At 32.1% G+C, this 19,968-nt stretch carries 21 protein-coding genes, 2 tRNA genes and 2 pseudogenes; 4 read left to right on the forward strand and 21 right to left on the reverse strand.

From position 1 onward, the window contains the following. The first annotated feature begins 7 nt into the window (after window positions 1-7). Window positions 8-1,189, forward strand: coding sequence for a glycosyltransferase family 39 protein (locus DFR85_RS22330; RefSeq protein ID WP_110270175.1), 1,182 nt, complete (start codon window positions 8-10; stop codon window positions 1,187-1,189). Next, window positions 1,155-1,922, forward strand: a complete 768-nt coding sequence (locus DFR85_RS22335; protein WP_110270176.1) for a nucleotidyltransferase family protein — start codon at window positions 1,155-1,157, stop codon at window positions 1,920-1,922. Before DFR85_RS22330 ends, DFR85_RS22335 begins: the two co-directional genes overlap by 35 nt. Here the strand turns inward: DFR85_RS22335 and DFR85_RS22340 are convergent. Together DFR85_RS22340 and DFR85_RS22345 are read right to left on the reverse strand one after the other, a co-directional pair. Next, window positions 1,919-2,167, reverse strand: a complete 249-nt coding sequence (locus DFR85_RS22340; protein WP_110271806.1) for a hypothetical protein — start codon at window positions 2,165-2,167, stop codon at window positions 1,919-1,921. The genes DFR85_RS22335 and DFR85_RS22340 overlap by 4 nt on opposite strands. Window positions 2,168-2,437: 270 nt before the next feature. Beyond that, window positions 2,438-3,052, reverse strand: a complete 615-nt coding sequence (locus tag DFR85_RS22345) for a trimeric intracellular cation channel family protein (protein WP_246253038.1) — start codon at window positions 3,050-3,052, stop codon at window positions 2,438-2,440. A gap of 1,087 nt (window positions 3,053-4,139) precedes the next feature. Between DFR85_RS22345 and DFR85_RS22350 the strand changes: the two are divergent. After that, window positions 4,140-5,177: pseudogene (locus tag DFR85_RS22350) on the forward strand (IS110 family RNA-guided transposase). Between the two features lie 200 nt (window positions 5,178-5,377). On the opposite strand, the gene DFR85_RS22355 reads toward DFR85_RS22350, so the two are convergent. The 17 genes from DFR85_RS22355 to argC form a co-directional block, all read right to left on the reverse strand. After that, window positions 5,378-5,454: transfer RNA gene (locus DFR85_RS22355), tRNA-Lys, on the reverse strand. Window positions 5,455-5,726: 272 nt separating this feature from the next. Next, window positions 5,727-6,866 (reverse strand): ATP-binding cassette domain-containing protein, encoded by a 1,140-nt coding sequence (locus DFR85_RS22360; RefSeq protein ID WP_110270179.1) that lies wholly within the window; start codon window positions 6,864-6,866, stop codon window positions 5,727-5,729. Then, entirely contained in the window at window positions 6,827-7,414 is a 588-nt protein-coding gene (locus DFR85_RS22365) for a hypothetical protein (protein ID WP_110270180.1), read from the reverse strand. The genes DFR85_RS22360 and DFR85_RS22365 overlap by 40 nt, the downstream gene beginning before the upstream one ends. Further along, window positions 7,411-7,965 (reverse strand): hypothetical protein, encoded by a 555-nt coding sequence (locus tag DFR85_RS22370; RefSeq protein ID WP_110270181.1) that lies wholly within the window; start codon window positions 7,963-7,965, stop codon window positions 7,411-7,413. Before DFR85_RS22370 ends, DFR85_RS22365 begins: the two co-directional genes overlap by 4 nt. A 45-nt stretch (window positions 7,966-8,010) precedes the next feature. Continuing rightward, on the reverse strand, window positions 8,011-8,232 hold the full coding sequence (locus DFR85_RS22375) for a hypothetical protein (RefSeq protein ID WP_246253039.1): 222 nt from the start codon (window positions 8,230-8,232) through the stop codon (window positions 8,011-8,013). After that, complete coding sequence (locus DFR85_RS22380) at window positions 8,216-9,130, reverse strand: NAD-dependent epimerase/dehydratase family protein (protein WP_110270183.1); 915 nt, start codon at window positions 9,128-9,130, stop codon at window positions 8,216-8,218. Before DFR85_RS22380 ends, DFR85_RS22375 begins: the two co-directional genes overlap by 17 nt. A 108-nt stretch (window positions 9,131-9,238) precedes the next feature. Next, window positions 9,239-9,327: transfer RNA gene (locus DFR85_RS22385), tRNA-Lys, on the reverse strand. A 75-nt stretch (window positions 9,328-9,402) separates the two neighbouring features. Then, window positions 9,403-9,690 carry a signal recognition particle subunit SRP19/SEC65 family protein gene (locus DFR85_RS22390; RefSeq protein WP_110270184.1) on the reverse strand — a complete coding sequence of 96 codons (288 nt, stop codon included), beginning with the start codon at window positions 9,688-9,690 and terminating at the stop codon, window positions 9,403-9,405. After that, window positions 9,687-10,073, reverse strand: coding sequence for a 30S ribosomal protein S8e (locus tag DFR85_RS22395; RefSeq protein WP_110271807.1), 387 nt, complete (start codon window positions 10,071-10,073; stop codon window positions 9,687-9,689). The genes DFR85_RS22390 and DFR85_RS22395 overlap by 4 nt, the downstream gene beginning before the upstream one ends. Window positions 10,074-10,113: 40 nt before the next feature. Then, window positions 10,114-10,887, reverse strand: a complete 774-nt coding sequence (gene uppS / locus DFR85_RS22400; RefSeq protein WP_110270185.1) for a polyprenyl diphosphate synthase — start codon at window positions 10,885-10,887, stop codon at window positions 10,114-10,116. Beyond that, window positions 10,881-11,912 (reverse strand): N-acetyl-lysine deacetylase, encoded by a 1,032-nt coding sequence (locus tag DFR85_RS22405; RefSeq protein WP_110270186.1) that lies wholly within the window; start codon window positions 11,910-11,912, stop codon window positions 10,881-10,883. Before DFR85_RS22405 ends, uppS begins: the two co-directional genes overlap by 7 nt. Next, window positions 11,860-13,023 (reverse strand): [LysW]-aminoadipate semialdehyde/glutamate semialdehyde transaminase, encoded by a 1,164-nt coding sequence (gene lysJ / locus DFR85_RS22410; RefSeq protein ID WP_110270187.1) that lies wholly within the window; start codon window positions 13,021-13,023, stop codon window positions 11,860-11,862. The genes DFR85_RS22405 and lysJ overlap by 53 nt, the downstream gene beginning before the upstream one ends. After that, on the reverse strand, window positions 13,020-13,871 hold the full coding sequence (gene lysX / locus DFR85_RS22415) for a lysine biosynthesis protein LysX (protein ID WP_110270188.1): 852 nt from the start codon (window positions 13,869-13,871) through the stop codon (window positions 13,020-13,022). The genes lysJ and lysX overlap by 4 nt, the downstream gene beginning before the upstream one ends. Further along, window positions 13,868-14,038, reverse strand: coding sequence for an alpha-aminoadipate/glutamate carrier protein LysW (gene lysW/argW / locus DFR85_RS22420; RefSeq protein ID WP_110270189.1), 171 nt, complete (start codon window positions 14,036-14,038; stop codon window positions 13,868-13,870). The genes lysX and lysW/argW overlap by 4 nt, the downstream gene beginning before the upstream one ends. Before the next feature lie 67 nt (window positions 14,039-14,105). Further along, complete coding sequence (lysM, locus tag DFR85_RS22425; RefSeq protein ID WP_110270190.1) at window positions 14,106-14,531, reverse strand: HTH-type transcriptional regulator LysM; 426 nt, start codon at window positions 14,529-14,531, stop codon at window positions 14,106-14,108. Beyond that, on the reverse strand, window positions 14,528-15,316 hold the full coding sequence (locus tag DFR85_RS22430; RefSeq protein ID WP_110270191.1) for a [LysW]-aminoadipate/[LysW]-glutamate kinase: 789 nt from the start codon (window positions 15,314-15,316) through the stop codon (window positions 14,528-14,530). The genes lysM and DFR85_RS22430 overlap by 4 nt, the downstream gene beginning before the upstream one ends. After that, on the reverse strand, window positions 15,316-16,365 hold the full coding sequence (gene argC, locus DFR85_RS22435; RefSeq protein ID WP_110270192.1) for an N-acetyl-gamma-glutamyl-phosphate reductase: 1,050 nt from the start codon (window positions 16,363-16,365) through the stop codon (window positions 15,316-15,318). Before argC ends, DFR85_RS22430 begins: the two co-directional genes overlap by 1 nt. Before the next feature lie 58 nt (window positions 16,366-16,423). On the opposite strand from argC, the gene DFR85_RS22440 reads away from it, so the two are divergent. Further along, window positions 16,424-16,846, forward strand: a complete 423-nt coding sequence (locus DFR85_RS22440) for a hypothetical protein (RefSeq protein ID WP_110271808.1) — start codon at window positions 16,424-16,426, stop codon at window positions 16,844-16,846. On the opposite strand, the gene cedB is transcribed toward DFR85_RS22440, so the two are convergent. Together cedB and DFR85_RS22450 are read right to left on the reverse strand one after the other, a co-directional pair. Further along, window positions 16,826-18,619 carry a DNA import protein CedB gene (cedB, locus tag DFR85_RS22445; protein ID WP_110270193.1) on the reverse strand — a complete coding sequence of 598 codons (1,794 nt, stop codon included), beginning with the start codon at window positions 18,617-18,619 and terminating at the stop codon, window positions 16,826-16,828. The two genes, DFR85_RS22440 and cedB, sit on opposite strands and share 21 nt — an antisense overlap. A gap of 178 nt (window positions 18,620-18,797) precedes the next feature. Then, a pseudogene (locus DFR85_RS22450) lies at window positions 18,798-19,855 on the reverse strand (IS110 family RNA-guided transposase). Window positions 19,856-19,968: the final 113 nt, after the last annotated feature.

Genomic DNA, 19,968 nt, shown 5'->3' on the forward strand with positions numbered 1-19,968 from the left:
ATGTTTTATGAAAAAATATAATTCCATATTTTACTTAGCATTAGTAATCATTTTAATAATTTACACCTATGAAACCATATTAACGTTTGATCCTACATTTAATCCTCAAGCTGATCATTATATTGGAGACGAAGTCTGGTATCCTACTGCGGCTTACAATATTTTGAAATATATTTTCCATATAACACCAAAAATGTATTTTCCTTATTCACATGAGTCTGGAATACAGTATTATATAAATCCAGAACATCCACCGTTAGGAAAATATTTTATGGATATTTTTATTCTAATCTTAGGATACAGCCCATTAGCGTGGAGAATACCTAGCTGGATTATGGGAGATTTAATAATAGTTATAGGTTTTTTACTTTCTAGAAAAATAATAGGAGATAATATAATTGGAAATTTAGCAGGAATATTAACTGCTATAGTTATAGCATTAGATCCTACTTTATGGCTTCTTCATGGGATAGCATTATTAGATATTTACGTAGGTTTTTTTAGCATTTTATCACTTTATTTATTAATAAGCAAAAGAATAGTCCTAGCATCTATTGCTTTAGGACTTGCGATGGCTTCAAAAGAACCCGCTTTTTTTCTAGTTTTGCCATTTTTATATTATTTAGGCGAAATTACAAATAGAATAAAGATAAGAGCGTTATATAGCATTGGAGTTCCTATTCTAGTCTACGCATTAGCCTCAATTCCGATAATGCTATACTTTAACGGAATAATGGGGTGGTTACATGGAAGTTTCCTATATATGTTAGGCTGGGACGCGGAAAACGGACATATAGCATTATCTGCAACATCACAAATTTCAGAACCTTGGGATTGGTTCCTCGATATTCACCCATTTTATATGGGATACAACTTTTATGCAAACGTTAATCCAGCAATAATGTTTTTATGGTTATTTACAACTCCAATAGCTTTCCTTTTTAAAGATTCTAGGCTAATTACTGTAACAATGTGGGCCTGGACGGAATGGCTTGGATTTGTTTTAGTTTATATTCTAGGGAATCATACTCTCTTTAGCTTTTATGTAGCAGACTTCGGAGCAGTTATAGATGCATATATAGTAACCTCATTATTCTTTCTAGTTCAAAACATGAAAAATTTAAAATATAAATTAAGTATGAAAAGTGAGACAAATGATACGAAAAGCAGTAATAACAGCAGCAGGTAAAGGAAGTAGAATGAAATATATAACATCAGTTTTACCAAAGGCATTATTACCTCTTTTTAGACATGAAGATGACAAACTCGTTATGAGGCCAATTATTGATCTAATAACTGACTCTTTAGGAGAAATCGGAGTAAGCAAATTTTGTTTGGTGGTAGGAAAACACGGAAAACTATTAATGGACTACATGTTTGAAAGAAACATAACAATAGTTTTTCAAGACGAACCCAAAGGTTTTGGAGATGCTGTACTTAGAGCAGAAGATTTCGCATCTAATGAACCATTTTTTGTACATGCGGACGATGGAGTTTTAACTGGAGGGTATAGAGAAGCCAAAAGTCTCTTTGAAGAAATAAATCCAGATGCTGTTCTTCTTCTAAGGGAAGTGAAAAATCCAAAGAGATACGGTATTGTAGAGATAAAAGATAATGGCACTTATATGAATCATAAAGCGTATAAGATAATTAATGCAGAGGAAAAGCCTGAAAATCCGGCGAGTAATATAGCAATTTCTGCAGTTTACATATTTTCGCCTAAGATATTTAATGCAATAAAAAAAGTAAGTGTAGCCCAAGGAAAAGAATTAGAGTTAACATATGGTATAAAAGAATTACTGAAGAATGGCGGAGAAGTATACGGAATATTATTAGATAATGAAAAATGGCTAAATGTAGGAGATCCTGAAAACTACTATAATGCGCTTAAGTTTACATATTCGGATTTAAAAAAATGTTAGAATCTTAACGAATGAACGTCTATAACTAACTGATTTAATTCCCTTTTTATCTCATTTAAATCAATGGAAGCCATACGAATTCCATAATTAGTTCCCCTTTGCATAAGCTTACCTAAACCATAAATGGAGAATCCAGATATAGTAGTTATGTGAAATGGATCGTCTAATCCCATTGCTATAAATTTACCAATGCCTTGTACAGTTGAGCCACGAGGTTCATAATCACCTAATAATTCCTTAGATATGTTCTTTAAGCTTTGATCTTTCATAGATACTATATTATATTCTTAATTTTTAAGTTAAGAAACACTTACATACAATATTATCACTACGTAAAGTACATTAGTAATATTTTGCTTTTTTTCTAGCCAGTCTCATTAATAACCTTCTGCTCATTATGAATGAGTATCTTAAATAAAAATTTCTTCTACCTAGATGATATAATCTATTCCTATAACCCATATATTTGATTAAATAATTCTTATATAAAATACTTTTCGTTATAGCGAATATTTTTAAATTATATTTATTTTTGGTAATTCCCATTTCTTTTTTATTGCAATCAGTCTTATAGAAGTAACTAAAAGAAAAGTTAATATTAAAGAAATATAATCTAAAAATCTCAGTGATACTATATAAAATACAAAACCACCTATTATACTAGGTGTTGCATAGAAATCTTTTCTGAGTATTAACGGTATTTCTGATACCAAAATATCTCTTATTGCCCCTCCACCGGTAGCTGTTATAGAAGCTACTATCGCTACGCCAAGTATATTAAGATTATGGAAATATGCTAACTGAGCCCCAAAAGCCGTAAATGCACCTAATCCTATTGCATCAAAATAAAGAAGTTTTTTACTTATTTTAGTTAAGTTCTTTCTTATTAATATAATTAAAAAAACAGATATAATAGCTGTGATTGGATATGGTAAATATACAAGGTTGACTGGAGGAAATATCCCTAGTAAGATATCTGCTATAATACCTCCAGCTAAAGACGTTACAAATCCTAAAACTATTGCTCCTAGGAGATCTAATTGTTTCTCCATGGCCTTAAGAGCACCAGATGCAGCAAAAGCAAAAATTCCTATGTAATTAATAACCTCCATAATTAGACTAACGAACACAATGTTTTACTATTAATAACTAAATTTAAGGTTAACTCAAAAGACGTCTCTGACTATAAAAATAGTTTAACCCAGCACGAGATAAGGGACTAAAGTTACCTAAGTTAGAGAAATGAATACTTACTTTTAGGTATTTATTCTAAAGCGAAGTACTAATTGATATCAAGAGCTTAAAACACTAATACTTTCAGAAAGTTATAGCTTTTATTTAAGGGTTTACACGTAAATCCTAGTCTAAGTACTTCATAGAAATACTAACGTACAACAGAATTTAGAATAGTGAACTCCTACGGCGATTTTCACGAACAACACTCCTAAACAAGAAGACAAGCTTTACAAGGGTGAGACTAAGAAGACTAGGTATAGGGGAGGAGGTAGTGAAGGCCCCCAAGTTGGCCCCAATCAAGTAGTTCCTTCGGCTCTTCAAGCTATCGCCTAGCCATGTTAGAGGCAAAGCATGTGGAGCCTACCACGCCCTTACCGGTAGACCCAAAATCATTTTAAAAATACAAATTCAACACTAAACCTCATATTTTTCTTCATAAGGAACATATTTCATTATACTCATAATCAAGAGCATTAAGAATAATGCATTAAATAACAAATGTAAATAAAACGGATAGTCGTTTACGGAAATTTCTCTTACTCAAATATTTTCATTCTATTACGTAACGAAATAAATCTTATCCATTCTAGGCGAAAATATTTTAGGCTTTATGACAAATTATTTAACTTTTCTTCTATTATATTAAATTATTTTTAACGCTACGTAATACTGCAGTGATTTTCGTATAAAGTCTAAACGGATTCTATCGTACACATCTCATCATTTTCTAATATTATAATAATATTTCTTAGTTTACTTGTAGAAATATAAAAGATCTAATATAACACTTAAAAATTTCCTAAAAATATTGTAGAATTAATTATCTAATTTCATTAAATTCACATGAATTACTAATAACAAATAAAAATTATTTTTATTAATCAGATTTTGGGTCTACCGCCACGGAAGGGGTCTTTCGCCCTCTTTGAACCCTATATAGATTAATTAGTTGGGGAGAGTAATACTCTCCAACTGGGAAACATGGTCGACCCCTTGACTGAAGCAAAGTCTTCGATCGGGGGCGTGACAAACCCCTACCATCGGACTGAACATTGTGATAATATGCACGGATATAGGTGTGATAAAGAGGTAGGGATCCTAGGAATAGACATATCAAAAGATCATGTGACGAGTGAGGGGAGGGTCTACGAGAACAACAAGAAGGGTTATGAAGAAATACTAAAAGTAAAACTAAACACAATAGTGGTCGAACCGACAGGAGCATCAATAAAACCATGTCAATACTTCAAGGAAAAAGGGATCAAGATACTACAAGTAAGCCAAAACTATGGAAGGAGAAGGACTTGAGAGGAAAACAGATTTTTACTACAAAAACTAGTAAACATGGCAAACAAGGCAAAGGAGTACAACTACAACCCATTGAAAGAACTAGTAACACTATACGTCTTCCTAAAAGTTGAAAGTAAAGTACAAGAACAGGGTAAAAAGAGCACTATTCCTAGTCAGTGACGAGGAAAAAATAAGCAAGGAAATGCTTGAAGAATTCTCTAAAGGAAACTTCAAAATACAATTATACAACTTGGAACAAAGATCGTACTTGAAGAAATCGAAGTATTATCTAAAGCACTACTGGAAACAAGCGAGAAAATAAAAGAAGTAGAGAAAATGATACAATCACAGTCTGAAAATCACGTTCTATTAACTATACCGGGAATAGGAAAACTTTCTTCGGGAATAATAATAGGCATTGTTGGAGACATTAAACGCTTTCCTAACCCTGAGTCCTTCGTAGCCTACTGTGGTTTAGACCCAATAGTTGAGAGGAGCGGTAAAGCTACTGTAAGTAAGGGAATATCGAAGAAGGGTAATAAGTACTTGCGCAGCTTGTTCTACTTCCTCGCTGAGATGAATTACTCTCGTAATCCTACATTACTAGAATTTTACGAGAACCATAAGGAAAAGTTGAAGGGAAAGAAGTTGTACACTGCTTTAGCCAGGAAATTGGCTAGAATAGTTTGGAGTGTTTGGTATAATAATAAGCCTTATGAGCCTAAGTGATCCTCCCCAAATCGCCACGTGAATTGAAAGGTACACGTGGCAATCTTAGTTGACATTATGCTTGAAGTTCAACCAAAATATTTATTACTGAACGCCCCTGTTAAGATAAAAACAAATTGAATAAAACATCTATATGGATAGCTTTCTAAAAATAGAGCATCCCCTAATGTTGTCAGCACAACTGCTTATGCATAGCGGTGTGGCGGGCCCGCCGGGATTCGAACCCGGGACCTACGGGTTAAAAGCCCGCCGCTCTACCTAGCTGAGCTACGAGCCCACTAGGTACATTAAAAGATTCAATAAGCACTATTATTAAAATTTTCTAAGGCATCTCATTAACTTAAACATCAAGTTGTAGAAAATGCTATTGCCACTTAGTAAAGCAAAAGCTTTTTATTTAATTAGTAATTTTTAAATTAACTTTAATAAATATTTTTTTAAAATAATAGTAACATAATTTTTGTAAACAAAAATGGTAACTAAATTTGTTTATATTATAGTTTATTTTAGCATTACCGAAATTGTTAAAATTTGTAAAATTTAACCAAATTATCTCAAAGATCTATCTTTTAGATTTTCTAGATTTATTATGTTATCGCATATTCCTATGAGATCATCATCATGTGTAGCAATTATTATTCCCCTATCCTCCTCTTTTAATGTCTTGATCATATCATAAAAGGAAAGCAAAGAATAACCGTCCATTCCTGCACTGGGCTCATCTAAAGCTATTATCTTACTCTTAGATGAGAATGCAGATGCAATAAGAACTCTCATCTTTTCTCCGTAACTTAATGCATAAGGACTTTTATCGGCTTTATCTTTTAACCTAAATAATTTTAACGCATAATCGCTTTTTACTTCATCCTTTACGGTAGTATAGAAAAATTGTAAGTCTGGATTTTGAAATATCACATAAGCTTTACCTATGAGTTTTTTTAAGAGTGTAGTTTTACCTATTCCGTTTCGACCTACTATACATAAGACTTCCTTTTCTCTAAGTTTTATATTTACATTATCAATTATCGTATCTAATATTATGTTTCCTAGCTTTTCATTATCTTCTTTCTCTAGTTTGAAACCTCTTAGACCATTTTCCCTAAGAAAATTCTCGTCAAAGAGTTTTTCTTTATCTACTTCCTTTATATTATTGTTAGATATTAGATAAATTCTATCAACGAAATCTCTTACTTCCTTAGTTCTATGTTCTGCTATTAGTGAGCCTAAAGGTAATATTTCCTTAACAATCTCTAACGAATTTTTATCTAAATTTGCAAATGGTTCATCTAACAATATGTATTCTGGATTTGAAACTAGAATACTAGAAATTACATATCTTTTTTTGTATCCATCAGATAACTGCATAAATTTCTTATCAAAATAACTATTCATTAATTTTTTAGCTATTTCAAGATTTACTCTATGGTATCTCCTTATAATTGCTATTTCTTCCGAAAAAGTCTCAGCTAATATTTGTGTATATGGTTCTTGCAATACAGCAGATAACTTAGAGTAGTCTTTACTCATACAAAAATCATTATCATCAATAATTATTTTGGAATTTCCATCACATAAAATAGATCTTATGATTGTAGTCTTTCCACTACCATTTTTACCTAGTAGTGCTATTCTTTCATTCTTCTCTAATTCTATCTTACCAGAAATAAATGAAGGAAAAATGACAAGCATAGAGTAATAACACCTATCATTGTTATAATAATATCATCTTTAGAAGGCATAAAGTTTCTTTTAGATGAATACTTTCCAAAGAGCTTGATAGTATATGCGAGATATAAGTTTTCAGCAACTTTAAGCATTTCAACTATAATTGGTCTCGATATTTTTATTGGATTAAATTGTTCTTTCCTAGATCTCATGTTAAGAAGTACTTGCGTTGCTAGATCGTAAAAATAGGGATAATACGATAATGCTATAACTATAGGTATTCCTTTTTCTCCAAATATATCTATTATACTAGGTTTATTAACTATATCACTCAATATTATAAATAAATTTAAGTAAGTTAGAGCTCTTAAAGTATATACGTATAAATATATATGATGGAAATATAACAGAATAAGAAAAGATAATATCGATATTGTAATATCAACAACAATAATTGCTTTTCTTCTAACAAGAATAATAGTAGTAAGAAAAGGAACAAAGGAAAAATAAAATAACGAAGATATTATCACTAATAGTAAAAACGAGGAAGAATATAGAAAACTCGCTTTCAATGTAGTACTCCCGATTTTATTAGATAAGATCCTAAGTAATAAGATAGCAATCCCATAATTCCACTTTCTACAAAGTATAACACAGTAAATCCTCCTAAGTAAAGTGCTAGATTAGAAATGTGGGGAACTCCAAGAAGCATGAAGCCGAAAATTACACTTAAAGTTCCTACTAGTCCGCCAGCCAAAGTAGTATTAATCATTACTGCTCTAAAACTTCTGTATCCCACTAGTCTTGAAACACCCTCTACTACTGGCCCTGCTACTAAAAACGTTATTGCTAAAAAAGGTAATATGATATACAATACTGCACTTATTAGTGAAATAAGTAATGGACCAAATTTTTTATTTATAGCTTGAATTCCAACTGAAATTATAATTAGTGGAACAGTAAGAGTTACTACTGGGTCTAAAAAATATCCAAGAATTCCTATTGCATAAGCACCTATACCTAAAGCTAATGAAGCGGCTACAGCATAAGAAGCTACAGCAAATATTGCTGCATATATCAATGTTTTCCTATCTATTTTACTTGATTTATTCTCTTTGCTCATAAAGAGGAAGTTATTTCTTGTAGATAAAAATTTTTCTCAAAATATTTAGTCTTTAGCATGAAATGCCATTATATATCCGACATATGCTACAAAACTTAGAAATACCGCTATTATAATGAAATTTATAATCTTAACTATTATAGGAGATATATTAAAATTCCCAAAATCTATAGATAATCCTAAAAACATGATAGAGAAAGATAGAGAAAGGAGAAACAACGCAGAAATTATTAATAAAAACCCTATTATTTTAAATTTTATTCCCATATAATATATCCCTCACTGCTTTTCTAATTGCTTGTGAAGATGATAAAGAAGGATTCCATCCATATCCTCTAATCTTTGAAATATCTAATAGCATAAACCTTACATCACCTTTCCAGCCTCTTCCTTCTCCTTGATCTTCATAAATATGCTTAGGAGATAAATTCATTTCTTCTTCTATTATCTTTGCTATATCATTAACAGTTATCCAGTCATCATTACCTATATTAAAATAGTCATACTTAGACTTAAAATATCTATCCAAAACGAATATTGCAGAGATTAAATCTGAGATATAAAGATAACTCTTTCTCTGTTTACCATTACCTAAAATCTTAAGTTCGTTAGAATTCTGCCTTAATTTTTTAATAAAATCTATTACAACTCCATGAGATACCCTGCCTCCTGTAATATTGGCTAATCTTAGAGATATACCTTGAATTCCATAATTTCGAGAATAATATTCTACTATATCTTCGCCCATTAGTTTAAAAAGACCATAATTTGAAATAGGAAGTTTATTGTCAAATTCCGGAGTAGGAAATCTTATAGTCTCCCCATAAACTGTAGAAGAAGAAGCAAAGAATACTTTATCTGCATCATATATACGTGCCATTTCCATAACATTTAGTGTAGTTAAAATGTCTCTTTCAAAATGTTCATATATACTTTCCATAGACGTCCTTACATCTGGATTAGCTGCTAAATGATATATAGTACTATTTTTTTCTATTTTTGGATATTCTCGCCTAAGATCTATTTTCAATATATTCGATTTTGGATTTACATAATTCCCATTTGAAAAATCGTCTATCACAGTCACATTCTCTCCTGATTCTACTAACGCATCAACTAAATGTCCGCCTATATATCCAGCACCACCAGTTACAATAGATACCATAGTAGGTATTATTTGGGATAGAAATAAGAATTTAATGTTTATGATAATGAAGATTTTCTATAGATTTATAGAAATTATTTCAAATAATAATTTTCATTATTTTGGGTGTGGCGGGCCCGCCGGGATTCGAACCCGGGACCTACGGGTACCTCCCAAGGTTAAGAGCCCGTCGCTCTACCTGGCTAAGCTACGAGCCCTCAAACAACATTTTATATTCAAATAATATATAAAGTAATCTACGGACTAAAAAACTAAAAATAGAGGTCTAATATCTAAACTGTAACATTCTTTTTAGATTTTGAATTTATATATTCCATTATTTTCCTTATAGTAGCATATTTTGTACCCAACTTTTTTACCATTATAACTCCCTTTATTCTACTAGCTGGATGAATTTTATCAAAAAATTCTGGTTCTAACCCTAACGCGTTTGCTGCAGACATAATATCCTCTGTACTTAATCTTGTTTTTCTGAATTTTCTTCCTTTCTTTCTACTTTCAGCGTTAAAATATGCCAACCAGATAGATATTTTCTTGCCTTGATAATCTCTATTAGTCATTGTTGAACCAAGATCGCATTTATTACTCCGTCCTGACCTGGCCTAGAAGTAACTATTGCAATCCCTAATTCGGTTCTTATCTTAGAACCTTTTACTATAATGCCTCTTCTAGCATATTCCCTATTAGCAGGCGTTTCTAGAACTGATAATATCTTAGCTTTCTTGGCTACATTGTTCCTTTTGTCAAATACGTTAGCATAAAGGGCATACTTTAATTTTAATTTATAATCTCCACCAAGTGTTCTCTCTTTTTCCCTAATATCGCTATCAGCTAATCTAGTTTCAGTTGGAGGACTTCCCATCTCATATTTTCTTTTATCCCTATAAGTTCCCTTTAGTCCCCCAGTTATTTTTCTTGTATCGCTACCTTGGTAAACTCCCATTTTATTATCAGAACTATTTTGAATATAAGAGTAAATAAGATTAAGCTCCAAATTTTCTTCTTCTGCGCTGATAGGATCTTATTGCCCTCCAAAGATCTATTTTCCTAAATTCTGGCCAATATGCATCACAGAAAAACAATTCTGAATATGCCATATGCCATAAAAGGAAATTACTTATGCGCATTTCACCAGAAGTTCGTATTACTAGATCAATATCTTCTAGTTCTTCATCATAAAAATACTTTTTAAATACAGTTTCATCTAACACGTTACTATCTAACAGACCTTTTTTGTAGTCTACAACTAACTTAGAAACTGCATCCAAGATCTCCTGCCTTCCACCATAGCATATTGCTAATGTTAGCTTTCTATCTTTGAAATTTGAGGAACTTTCAACTACTTTAGAAATACTAAGCTTAAGATCATCTGGTAATTTCTCAGTTTTTCCTATAGTCCTTACTCTAACTTTATATTTTGGAACAAAATCTTCATATAATAAATCATCTATTCCCATCTTTATATACTTTAAAATAGTATTTAATTCTGTTTGGCTTCTCTTATCACAATTTTCAGTAGATAACGCGAAAACAGTAACATTCTTTACACCTAATTCTAGAAGCCAAATAAGAACCTCTCTTAATTTCTTATATCCGGCTAGATATGCTTCTTGAATGCTAGAATTAGTTTGCCTAGCCCATCTTCTATTACCGTCAGGAATTATGCCGACATGTGCTGGTATAGGACCTTCTTTAATCTGATTCCAAAGCATTTTTTCATAAAATATATAAGCCGGCTTAAGTAGGCTATTTAGCATAACTCTTCTATCGCATTTAGATAAGTTTGTATACCTATATATATTTCATCAAGAGTTATTTTTTCTAACTCAGTATGTTCTAATTTAGAATCTCCAGGACCATATGTAACTATACTCTGAGTTATATTTTTTAGAATATTCATATCACTAGTGCCGGCTTTTCTAACAATAGATGGCTTGATACCTTGCTTTATAAGACCTTTCATTACTGCTTTTACTGCAGGACTATTTACACTAACTTTTACTGGATCTACAGATTCTATTATTTTAATTTCACAATCTTTGAATTGCTCATAAATAGGAGATAGTATATTGGACTTATCCGTATTATAAGGATATCTAACATCTAAATGCAAGTAAGCGTCTGAAGGTGTAACATTCATGTATTCTCCAGACCTTATAATTGTAGGAACTATGGATGGTTTATCATACGTAGAGGGTAATAAAGATATTTCATTAATTTTTCTAGACATATCAATAATTATATTTTGAGTAGCGGAAGATGAGTGTTCGCTTTTAGCTTTGCAAATAATATCTAAATGCATTAATCCTCTATATTCAGTAACTACATTCTTAGTATTTGTAGGTTCACCAACTATTATATGTTCAAAATTTATACCTTCATTAAGAAGTTCTCTAGCTCCTGCACTTTTATTTTCCTCGTCAGATAAAGCAATAAATGAAACTTTTTTTCCATTTTCTAATGCTATCCAAGTGGCTAATAACATAGCTATTAACGGACCTTTATCATCTACCGCACCTCTGCCAAATACAATATCATTTTCAATATGTGGCTCAATAAAACCTGGTACTGTATCTACGTGAGGAGCTAAAAGAATTTTTCCTCCAGGACTCAAAAAATAGGAATTAGATTTAGTTATTTTCAAAGGTAAGTTAAACTCCTTCGAAACATTAATAAAAAAAGATTCAGCATTTTTTTCATTTCCAGAGGGAGTATAAATGGAAAGTATACTAAGAAGTAACTGCTTTGCTTTCTGTTTCAGAAATTCCTTTTCTTGCAGCATTTACTACCATCTCCATATCTTCTTGAGTAATCATATATGGCGATAAGAATCTTATAACAGTCAATCCAGCTTTTAATGACAGTATTTTACTATCTTGAAGTACTTTTATAGCATGAGCTGGATTAAGCCTTAAATCTATACCTATCATCAGACCTAATCCTCTAATCTCTCTAACAGATTTAAAGTCACCAAGAGAGTCTTTAAGCATTCTCATAAATATTTCTCCTTTTTCCTTAGCTTGTTCTGCAACATTTTCCTCAACTAAGACCTTTGTAGCTGCAGTAACAGCGGCTGCTGCCATAGGATTTCCACCGTATGTTGTTCCGTGATCTCCTTCTCCTAATTTTTCGGCTATCCAATCTGGCATGAATACGGCACTTACTGGAAAACCTCCTCCTATAGCTTTTCCAGCAGTCATTATATCTGGAACAATACCGAAATGCTGATGAGCCCATACTCTTCCAGTTCTTCCAAATCCTGATTGAACTTCGTCCACTATTAATAATGCTCCTTTATCCTGACTCACTTCTTTGAGAGCTTTCATAAAATCTTCTTTAGCTGGAATTACTCCACCTTCTCCCTGAACTGGCTCTACTATAATAGCTGCAGTATTCTCGTCTATTTTCTTTAATTCGTCTATATTATTGAAATCTAGAAAATCTACCGGACCTAGTAATGGTTCAAATGGCTCTCTATATCTTTTCGTCCATGTTACTGATAATGAACCAGACGTTCTTCCATGGAAAGAGTTCTTAAATGCTATAAATTTCTTTCTACCAGTAATTTTTCTTGCAGATTTCATTGCAAGCTCTACTGCTTCGCTACCACTATTAAGAAGAAATACATTATCTAAATTTCCTGTTTTTACTTTGTCTAATTCTTTTAACATTTCTTCTCTAATTGGAGTATTGAAGGCCGTAGTTAATGTCATAATCTCTGACATTTGCTTCTCTAGATACCTAACTATTGTCTTATTGTTATGACCTAGAAATGCAACGCCATGACCAGCATGTAAGTCTAAGTATTTATTCCCTTTATCGTCCCAAACGTATTGGTTCTCTCCCTTTACAATATTTATACCTCTTCCAGAGTAAAATGTAACTAATTTCATTTTCTAATCCACTCCTCAATTTTTTTAATTAAAAACTCAGATAAATTAAAATTATTTACTCTAACGGTGTTCTTATATTCAGGAACACCATTCACTTCATCAACTAAATATCCTCTTTCTTTATCTTCAAAAATATCTATTCCTAAGAAAAAGCCTCCTATTACTTCCTTTACTTTTATCGCTAACTCACTTAATTCGTCATCAATCTTTAATGGCTTAGCTATAGCACCTAATGCAGTATTTGTTCTCCAATTATTTGAATTGATCCTATATATTCCAACGGGTGTTTCGTCTCCTACTACAAATATTCTTATATCTCTATCTGGCTTTTTAACAAATTCTTGAATATAATATATATTCTTATATTGTAACATTGAATAATCCTGATATTCCAAGAAGCTTCTTAAAGAATCTTCGTTATCTGCTTTGGCAACCATCCTCCCCCAACTTCCTTCAATAGGTTTAATCACGGTAGGATATCCTAGCTTGCTTGCTAGACTAAATGCATTTTCCTTGGAAAAGGCAATTCCTGTCTTGGGCACTGGAATTCCATGTTTAGACAAAAGAGACGTTGTTACTAACTTATTTTCGCACCTAAGCAAGGTATATGAATCGTTTATAATTTTATAATTAGCATTTTCAAGAATCAAGGAAGTTGCAAATGCTCTACTATGTGCAACATTTCTTTGTAAAACTACATCCATGTTAGGTATTGTATACGCTTCGGAAAAAAGTAAATAAAAATCCTTAGAAAATAGAGGTATAACTTTGTGACCTAATCTTTGCCCTTCATGTATTAAATTTTTTTCTTCCCATCTAACTAGGTCATAAGATATTCCTAAAATCACTCTCCCCAATCCTCACCTACTTGTTCTGCTAATCTAAGGGCTAATCTGCCATTATCATTATACACTTCTAATTGTGCTCCGCATTCATGTTCTATTATTTCTCCAGGTAATGCATCGTCTTCTAAATTTATATTTCCTCCACATACGGGACATTTTAGAGTTACCATGATTGGTCAAGTATCAACTATACTAGTTAAGTGTTCAAAAGCTTATATGAAAATAAACGGTTCGAAATTAGAACCATGTACGCAATATAATAGTACTATTTGTACCTATAACGCCTTGAATACTTCTAATCTCATCTATTGTTTTATTAATCGACGAGATATTAATTCCTCTTACAACAACTATTATATCATAATCGCCAGTAGTTTCATAAACGGTCTCAACTCCAGAGATCTTTACTAACTTCTTAGAAATCTCTGGAGTAGGTATTTGCGGAGTAGATTTTACCATAACTATTGCTTTTACTTCGTTTTCTAGCTCATACTCTATTGTAAATCTTTTTATTACACCTAGACGGATTAGTTTTTCTATTCTCTTCCTAACTGCAGCTTCGCTAACCTTCAAATCTTTAGCTATAATAGTATAAGGAGTCCTAGCATTCTTTTTTAGAAAATCTAATATTTTTAAATCATTTTCGTCTATTTTACTACTCAACTTATCACCGTTCCATTCCCGTTTAAAGCGTTATTTATAGAATCTTCAATCTTGCCTTGAGCTATTATTACTTTTTTTACACCAGAACTAATGGCTTCAGAAGCCATTAGAAGTTTTCTATTCATCCCAGCTCCTACTTTACGTGAAAGATCTCTGGCATCTTCGGCACTTATGTTGTTTATAATTTTACCTTCCATCATCACACCATTTACGTCTGTTAAGAGGATTAATGTATCGGCTTTTATAGCCTTAGCTATACTAAAGGCCATTTGATCTCCATCCACATTTAGCAAAGTATTCTCATCAATATCAATAGCTAAAGGAGCTATTATTATGTCATCAAAAATGTTAAGAAGCGAAAATATATAATTTGAATTAACTTGAGTAATTTTCCCAGTATATCCTCCGTCTATTATTCGTTTTTTTCCCCTTTCATCAATAATCATGATTCTTTTTTTTCGCTCTGCTATAGCTATAGGCCCATCAGCTCCTGTTAATCCAATACATTTCTTTCCATTACTAGCTAGTGATTTTACTATATTTTTATTTATAAGATTCATTGCCATTATATAAACCTCTAATTCTTCTTTAGAAGTATACCTACTTCTTATGCCTTCAGGAGATGTAACAAATACTGGTTCTATACCCATTTTCTTTGAATACTCAGTTACTATATCTCCCCCTCCATGTATAAGAACGATTTTGTTATCATATTTAAGAACGCTTCTAATCAATGAATCAAAAGAATCTTTAATTACCCTACCTCCAGTCTTTACTACTATCATTATGCTGGCCTCAATGGTGGCGTTTTTAATCCTTCTTCTTCTTCAAATTTATTTGAGATGTTAAAGCTTTGAATAGCTTGGCCTGCGGCGCCTTTCATTAAATTATCAATAGCAGAGAACATTGTTAATCTGTTTAAGCGTTCTTCTATAGCAAATCCTATATCGGCAAAATTGCTCCCTATAACATATTTAGGATCAGGATATGGATGAACATTACCTCTTATTATCCTTATGAATTTTTTGCCTCTATAAAATTCCGCTACTTTTTTCCATATATCCATCTCGCTATATGATTGCGACATCCATAAATGGGCTGAGGATAATGCACCTCTTATACTACTTACAGCATGAGGAACTATACTAACTTTAATTTGCTTTCCTGCGATTATACTTAACTCTTGTTCAGCTTCTGCTGCATGCCTATGTCCAGTAGCCTCATAAGGTCTTATGGCATTAGCTCTTTCTGAGTGCTGAGATCCTTCTTTAGGTTTAGCTCCTCCTTCACTACTTGATACTTTAACGTCACTTATAAACCTATTATCGTCGGTAATATTAGAAGATACTATTGGTGCTAATGCTAGAATAGTGGCTGTAGCATTGCAACCAGGCGAAGCGATTAATTTGGCATTTTTAAGCTCCTCATAGTGAAGTTCTGGCATACCGTATACTGATTTTTTAAGTAAATCAGGATATGGATGTTCTATTCCATACCATTTTTTGTACACTTCTGGATCTTTCAATCTAAAGTCTGCACTTAAATCTATAACTTGCATCCCCATTTCTAATAGCTTTGGCGCATAATTCATTGAGACTTTATGAGGTAATGACAAAAATACAGTATCTGCCTTGTTACCAATTTTATCTATAGAAAAATCTGAGAAGTTTATGTTATAAAATCCTTTTAGATTTGGATGTACTAAGGATATTGGTTTACCTGCATATTCCCTAGAGGTAACTAGTGTTACTTCTACATCTCTATGTATTGCCAATAATCTTAGTAGCTCTCCTCCAGTATAACCCGAACCGCCTATAACTGCTACTTTAACCATTATGTTCAAAAACAACACTTCACTTATAAATAATAATGAATTCTACTAGTTTAAAATGATGGAAGCAAACACTGATGAGTTAAAGAAATTTTTAGAAAACAAAATTTCGTCCTTAAAAAAGGAAATAGAGTACTATGAATATTTACTAAGTTTATTGGAGTCTGGTTATGCCCCAATTAAAGGAAATAAAGGAAGTTTAGATTCAATAAAAAATCGTAAAGGAGAGATAATAGCCGAAGTATACTTTACGCCTCCCATTGCTAAAATAATAATAAGGAAAAAAATATCTCTTCAAAGGGCATATATAAATGCACTAAGTAAAATCCTAGAAGAATCAAAAGATAATGATAAAATAGATTATAACATAGTTTTTGATAATGATGCAATTAAAGAAATAAGCATAAATAACATAAAAGATGATTTTATTTATAATAAGATTAAAAGTGCTATTCAAGCTATATTAGAGAGAGCTACTAGTTAATACATGCGTCTTAATAAGCATTGGTCTAGGATCTCCTATAAATCTAATAAGTGCTTCCCCTCTTCCTAAGAACGACAACCTATTAACTATCTCCTCATTACTTATGTTTACAAATCTTTTTACAGTTTCTGACCAAAATCTTTTATCACCATTATTCATTACCATTAATAAACCAACATTATCTAAATATATATCAGATAATTCTCCCAGATCCTCAATATTTTGAGTTGCCATAAGTATAGAAATGCCATATCCCCTTCCTCTTTTTACAATATCAGTTACTATTGGATATTCGTCCTTCTCGCTTCTAAGTATTGTCCAGGCTTCATCTATCACTAAAGAAATTTTTAAACCTTCGTCCACATTTGACGAATACTTATTATATAAATCGGTTATAATTGAAAAAATGACTAATTTACGAAGGATTTCTGATTTGATCAGACTTAAGTCTATTACATTAATTCCATCATGTATCTGATCAACAATGGATGAATTCTCGTGATCTACTATTTTGATAGTACCAAATATTTTTGATAATACTACATATGTAATTTCATCAAATTCTAAACGAGCTTTTTCATCAATATAATCCCAGTTTATATTATTTATCTTTCCTGATTTTACGTTTTCCAGAGCAGTATTTACTAAATTAAAAACTATTGAACTATATACTCTATCCAAGTTGAAAGAATTTGAAATTATTTTCTCAATTTGGATAGATCTAATATTAGAATATACATATTGAGATCTTAAAAGAGATATACTATAAATTAATGGGTTCAATAATCTGAAGCTTAAACCATATTTTCTTAATCGAGACTTAATGTCTCCTTTGATATCAAAGAAAACTGTTGGAACGTTTTCTTGTAAAGATAATTTAGCTCCTAAAGATATTAAGAATTCGGTCTTACCGGAACCAGTAGGACCTACAATAAGTACATGAGGATTCTCAGCTTTACTAACATTCCAAAATACCGGCATGTTCTTTTCAATGTCCTTACCCAAGAATATTCCGTCTGTTCTTATTTCAACACTAGGCAATTTCTCTAATGAAAACGGTGTTAAGAATGGAACTTGAAATGATAAAGCTGTTTTATTTGATTTCGACTCTTCCAAAAATATTGTGTCCAAAATATCGTTCTTACTTGCAATCTTAGATTTAATATTTAATCCCTCAAGTCCTCTCATAACTACCTTAGCTAACTGTAGAACTTCTTCCTTAGATGATCCGTATATTAGTAAAAAAATCTCATATTTAAAAGGAATTTCGCCTTCACTAATTTTTTTCAAAATAGAATTAATTAAATCTAGCTCCTTTCTAGCTTTGGCATTAGATGGATCAGAATCTACCATTATTCTTAAATTTTGCGCCTTATTTAGAAGATTTTCCTTATATTTTACAGAATCTATATATTTCTTGCGAAATATAATATCTACTTGCGTACCAAGATTAATAATTTTATGAAAAGCTATTATTGAGTTTTTTATTTCGTTGTCTGAGAAATCTCTATAGTCATATGGTATATCGTCTATTTCTACAACAGCAATATAATCATTCCCTTTACATATTACGCCGTTTTCTACTTGTAAAGAAGCTTCCACACGTTGCTTAACTAAAAAAGATTTTATTGAGTTAATATTCAATATTTTCCATCTAGTTAAAACGAATATAGACAATACCAAAATTATTAGGAAAAACGGATTTCTATATACTATTGCAAGAAATATTGGCATCAATATTAACAATATTAAAGCTAATCTATTGTCCATCATAATTGTAAATCAGTATTTATATAATCTCACAGTTCTCTGAAACAATCACAAGCAGAAAAATGGATAATTTATCATGAGCAGGGGCGTTCAGTAATAAATATTTCGGTTGAACTTCAAGCATAATGTCAACTAAGATTGCCACGTGTACCTTTCAATCCACGTGGCGATTTGGGGAGGATCACTTAGGCTCATAAGGCTTATTATTATACCAAACACTCCAAACTATTCTAGCCAATTTCCTGGCTAAAGCAGTGTACAACTTCTTTCCCTTCAACTTTTCCTTATGGTTCTCGTAAAATTCTAGTAATGTAGGATTACGAGAGTAATTCATCTCAGCGAGGAAAACAAGCTGCGCAAGTACTTATTACCCTTCTTCGATATTCCCTTACTTACAGTAGCTTTACCGCTCCTCTCAACTATTGGGTCTAAACCACAGTAGGCTACGAAGGACTCAGGGTTAGGAAAGCGTTTAATGTCTCCAACAATGCCTATTATTATTCCCGAAGAAAGTTTTCCTATTCCCGGTATAGTTAATAGAACGTGATTTTCAGACTGTAATTGTATCATTTTCTCTACTTCTTTTATTTTCTCGCTTGTTTCCAGTAGTGCTTTAGATAATACTTCGATTTCTTCAAGTACGATCTTTGTGTACTCTAAGTTGTATAATTGTATTTTGAAGTTTCCTTTAGAGAATTCTTCAAGCATTTCCTTGCTTATTTTTTCCTCGTCACTGACTAGGAATAGTGCTCTTTTTACCCTGTTCTTGTACTTTACTTCAAGGTCTTTTAGGAAGATATATAGTGTTACTAGTTCTTTCAATGGGTTGTAGTTGTACTCCTTTGCCTTGTTTGCCATGTTTATTAGTTTTTGTGCGTCGTAAAAATCTGTTTTCTTTCCTCTCAAGTCCTTCTCCTTCCATAGTATATTTGGGCTTACTTGTAGTATCTTGATCCCTTTTTCCTTGAAGTATTGACATGGTTTTATTGAGTATGCTCCTGTCGGTTCGACCACTATTGTGTTTAGTTTCACTTTTAGTATTTCTTCATAACCCTTCTTGTTGTTCTCGTAGACCCTCCCCTCACTCGATACTAGATGATCTTTTGATATGTCTATTCCTAGGATCCCTACCTCTTTATCACACCTATATCCGTGCATATTATCACAATGTTCAGTCCGATGGTAGGGGTTTGTCACGCCCCCGTTCGAAGACTTTGCTTCAGTCAAAGGGTCGACCATGTTTCCCAGTTGGAGAGTATTACTCTCCCCAACTAATTAATCTATATAGGTTCAAAGGGGATGGAAGACTCCATCCGTAAGGGTAGACCCAAAATCATTTTACAAATATAAAT

The sequence above is a fragment of the Acidianus brierleyi genome (assembly GCF_003201835.2).
Taxonomy (GTDB): Archaea; Thermoproteota; Thermoprotei_A; order Sulfolobales; family Sulfolobaceae; genus Aramenus; species Aramenus brierleyi.